The following is a 512-nucleotide window of genomic DNA, read 5'->3' on the forward strand; positions in this document are numbered from 1 at the left end:
CAGCACCTCCCGCGGGCCGCCGGCCGGCGGGGGGGCAGCGGCGAACCGCAGCGCCGGGCGGAGCCCGGCCTCGGTGTCCGGCACCGCCGGGGGCGCGGGCCGCTCGCCGCCGGCGGCGAGTTGCCGGGCGAGTCCGGCCGGGGTGGGGGTCTCCAGGAGCGCGGAGAGGCGGAAGGGGACGGCGAGCCGCGCGCCGATGCGGCCGGCGAGCCGGGTGGCGAGCAGGGAGTGGCCGCCCAGCTCGAAGAAGTCGTCGTCGACGCCGACCGCGGGCAGCTCCAGCGCCTCGGCGAACAGCTCGCAGAGTGCCTTCTCGTGCGGGGTGCGCGGGGGGCGGCCCGCGGCCGCGGCGGCCGGCGGGGCGGGCAGTGCGCGGCGGTCGAGCTTGCCGTTGGGCGGCAGCGGCAGCGCGGGCAGCGGCACGACCGCGGCCGGGACGGCGGGCGCGGGCAGCCGCTCGCGGAGGAAGGCGCGCAGCTCCGCCGGGTCCGGATCGCCGGCGGCGGGAGGCG

1 protein-coding gene is annotated in these 512 nt (G+C 82.6%); it reads right to left on the reverse strand.

The features are described from left to right. Positions 1-512, reverse strand: a 512-nt coding sequence (locus ABD317_RS37645) for a phosphopantetheine-binding protein (RefSeq protein WP_344296656.1), incomplete at both ends; no start/stop codon positions are given.

Source organism: Streptomyces synnematoformans (assembly GCF_039531005.1).
In the GTDB taxonomy this organism is placed as follows: domain Bacteria; phylum Actinomycetota; class Actinomycetes; order Streptomycetales; family Streptomycetaceae; genus Streptomyces; species Streptomyces synnematoformans.